Below are 3,347 nucleotides of genomic sequence, written 5' to 3' on the forward strand. Positions count from 1 at the left end.
AAAATCTTGGGTCGTTTTAGCCAAAAAACTTTTTGGTAGCTCTAAGTGGGGGGTGGGGTATTTGGGGAGATATCCCCATAAAATCGCCATAAGCAACCATCGAATAAAAAGCATCGATAATCAAACCAAAAATTTAACGTTAAATGCATAGTGTTGCAGAATTGTAATCCGTTCCGTTCAACACGGGTTTCGTTGTTCATGCTTCGCACCCAACGAAACGCTAGCTATTGGCGTTTCGGTTGTTTATTTATTCCGTTAATCTATTTTCAATATCCATTCTTTCGTGTATAACTCTAATAATTTCAATTTCATTAGTTTTCTCTTTTTTGAAGAAAATTATATGTGATTTTACCTTTGAATATCTGTATGATTTTCTAATTTTTGCAAAGTCCCGAGCCATTTCAAAATTACGTACGATATATTCAATTTCGTCAATAATTAGGTTATAATATCTATCAGCTTGTTCAACTGACCAATTTTCTGCTGTATAAATCCAAATGTTGTTAATATCTTCTAATGCCTTTTCACTGATTATATACTCTGACATTATTTTTGAAAATTAGCTTTTAGCATTTCAAGGTTTTTATTGCGGTCAAAATTTTTGATTTTAGTACTCTTTTCACCAATTTTTAAGTCATTGATTAAAGATTTTCTTTTATTTTCTTCTTGCTCAAAAATTCTTAAAGCAGTTCTAACAACTTCACTTACCGAACTATATTTTCCTGTTGAAATTTGTTCATTAATGAAGTTTTCAAAATAGTCTCCTAATAATATTGATGTATTTCGCGCCATAATTTTTATTTTTAAACAAATATACCAATAATTGGTATTAAATTCAAATTTTTTGGTTTTCCGCAAAAGTTCTAACTAATGTCTTATTTTTTTGCTAAAAATAAAGTAGTTGAAAAGTTGAAGACAGCTGCTGAAAACTGATAATTTTATACTTGTTTTTGCAATCTTTTTTGCACGGCTAGTTTTTGTACGTCGCAAGCTGGTTTACCGTGAGGTATGCAGTGAAGATTATTGCGAGAGCAATACATTCCTTAAAAGTTCCGGTACTGACGAACAGAATGTAGCGAAGCGGTATCAGGAATACCAAAAAACAATAAAAACGGATGAGTAAACTGCATAGGAAGAAGCATTTAAGAGGGGATAAGCGTCAACAATAGTAACGTCCAAAGAATTACCAAAACTTTTTAGATGTAGATGCTTTAGTGATTGGATGAAGGAAAAAGGGCTGTACCAGGGGAGGTCTTTGCAACCACGAGTTGGTTAGGCAAAGAAGTCAGCAGAAGTCATAGCACTTGTTTGGAAACGAGCCACAGAAAAGTGTGGAGGACTCACCCACAAGGAAGGACAGAACGTTATTTTCTGTAAAATTAAAATAAGAAAGATATTCTTAGCTTATTTATAAAGTCGCAGATAGCCCAATGGGTGTAAAGAGCCATTAGATGATGGATAACGAACCGCCGACTACGTGACTTGCTTGGTTGATCCTGTGCGAAGTCGAAGGGCTATGTGGTGTGAGAGGCACACTCCGTAAGTTTCTGGCGGAGCCGTCTTCTCGATTGGCAGAAGTATTATTTACTTACAATCCAATTTTCAATTTTAATATCTTCCAATCTTTCGAATATTGGAAGCGTCAAAAATTGAAGATGTTACAAGAGAAATTGAAAGTGAAAGTACTGGAAAAGCGAGAGAAGAAGCCCTTTTTGCCCCAATGTCCCTGCTGTAAAACTGGGAATTTACACCGAATAACGGTTTTTGATCAGCGTGGTCTGCCTGCTAGGTATCTTGGCAGTAGCCAAAATCCAAATTCCTGTAAAAGCTAATTTATGGGTAAGGGTATTTATGTCCAAGAGTGAAGGAAAACACTAAAAAACCTCATTAAAATTTACTGCAAAAAAAAGAGGCGAAATAGCCTCTTGAAATTCTTAAAACTCATTTAACGATAATCCCATAGGGATGGATGTTGAATGGTTCCGTTCAACACGAGTTTCATTGTTCGTGCTTCGCACGCAACGAAACTCTAGCTGTTTGGCGGTTGTGCTTATTCTAGATCAATAATTATCGTTATATTTTCTTTTATTTTTTCTATTAAATCAATCGGTAATTTCCCTACTTTTTTTATTAATCTTTTATTATCAATTGCACGAATTTGATCAATCATTATATCACAATTCTCATGCAAATTCGCCATTCCTTTTTTAAGATGAACTCTTAAAATATCAGAATCTTCTTGGATATTTGTAGTTATTGGACAAACAATTGTAGATGGATGTGATATTTTATTTAATAAATTTGTCTGTACAATTAGTACAGGTCTAGATTTACCTGCTTCAGTTCCTATTTGAGGATTTAAGTCAGCAATCCAAATTTCATATTGATTAATCTGCATAGTCAATTTTTTCAAAGTCTTTTAAAATTTTCATTGACTCTTTTTTGACTAATTCAGATTCAGCTTTTAGCCGTTTTTCTAGAAATTGTCTTTTCTGAACTTTGTTGTAATATTCTATTGCTTCGTTTATATATCTATTTCTTGGAATACTGATTCTTGAAAGAATTTTTTCAGTTTCTCCAAATATTGAATCGTCTATTTTAAGTGATACTGTTTTCATATATTTTAATTTGATATCACAAAGGTATATCTTTTCATGATATAAATTTATTGATTGCGATTTTTTTTCGCATAAACGCCAACGTTATGGCGGTTGACGTGGTTGCGAACTTCGTAACCGAGTATTTTCGGTTAAGATAAAATCTCTTGCGAAACGAAAACGTGAATTTACCACATAATTTGCAATCTTGCCAAACGTGTGTGTGTGCCCTGCATGAGCAGGACCCACACTGTAAGTTTGAATAAAAATTCGAAAATACAAATTTCGAATTAGAAAACAAATCTTACAGTGTGTTATTTTTCCAGAGGGTGCAAGTCCCTTATGAGCGGATTGAAAACCCGAATCATTAGTACGTCGCAAGGTTGTTGGCTGCGAAGCCAGAACTGAAGGAAGCGAGACGACAAAATCCGGTACTGACCCTTCGGCTTCGCTCAGGATAAACCAAGCAGAAACGGCATAAGAGGCTGTTATACGAGGATAAGCAAGCACAGCATTGCAACGTCCGAAGATTACCAAAATCGTATTTCAGTAGATGTCGCAGGAATTGGATGAAGGAAAGAGGGCTGTACCAGGGGAGGTCTTTGCAACCACGAGTTGGTTAAGCAAAGAAGTCAGCAGAAGTCATAGTACTTGTTTGGAAACGAGCCACAGAAAAGTGTGGAGGACTCACCAAGAAGGAAGGACAGAACGCAAGTGGTTCTTAATTTCTAACGGAATAGCGCAAGTTAT

The 3,347-nt window shown here is 35.1% G+C and carries 4 protein-coding genes and 2 pseudogenes; 2 read left to right on the forward strand and 4 right to left on the reverse strand.

Annotation, left to right across the window (positions count from 1 at the left end; all coding sequences use genetic code 11):
* Positions 1-127: pseudogene (locus tag WBQ70_RS00365) on the forward strand (transposase); the annotation flags it as partial.
* Between the two features lie 120 nt (positions 128-247).
* On the opposite strand, the gene WBQ70_RS00370 reads toward WBQ70_RS00365, so the two are convergent.
* Positions 248-547, reverse strand: a complete 300-nt coding sequence (locus WBQ70_RS00370; protein WP_423908988.1) for a type II toxin-antitoxin system RelE/ParE family toxin — start codon at positions 545-547, stop codon at positions 248-250.
* Positions 547-792, reverse strand: a complete 246-nt coding sequence (locus WBQ70_RS00375) for a type II toxin-antitoxin system ParD family antitoxin (RefSeq protein ID WP_423908990.1) — start codon at positions 790-792, stop codon at positions 547-549. Before WBQ70_RS00375 ends, WBQ70_RS00370 begins: the two co-directional genes overlap by 1 nt.
* A gap of 842 nt (positions 793-1,634) precedes the next feature.
* Here WBQ70_RS00375 and WBQ70_RS00380 point away from each other — a divergent pair.
* Positions 1,635-1,832 (forward strand): annotated as a pseudogene (locus tag WBQ70_RS00380) (IS91 family transposase); the annotation flags it as partial.
* Between the two features lie 218 nt (positions 1,833-2,050).
* Here the strand turns inward: WBQ70_RS00380 and WBQ70_RS00385 are convergent.
* Both WBQ70_RS00385 and WBQ70_RS00390 read right to left on the reverse strand, forming a co-directional pair.
* A complete protein-coding gene (locus tag WBQ70_RS00385; RefSeq protein ID WP_423908993.1) occupies positions 2,051-2,398 on the reverse strand; it encodes a type II toxin-antitoxin system PemK/MazF family toxin in 348 nt (115 codons plus the stop codon).
* Positions 2,388-2,618, reverse strand: a complete 231-nt coding sequence (locus WBQ70_RS00390) for a hypothetical protein (protein WP_423908996.1) — start codon at positions 2,616-2,618, stop codon at positions 2,388-2,390. The genes WBQ70_RS00385 and WBQ70_RS00390 overlap by 11 nt, the downstream gene beginning before the upstream one ends.
* Between the last annotated feature and the right edge of the window lie 729 nt (positions 2,619-3,347).

The organism is Flavobacterium sp. (assembly GCF_049590715.1).
Classification (GTDB): Bacteria; Bacteroidota; Bacteroidia; order Flavobacteriales; family Flavobacteriaceae; genus Flavobacterium.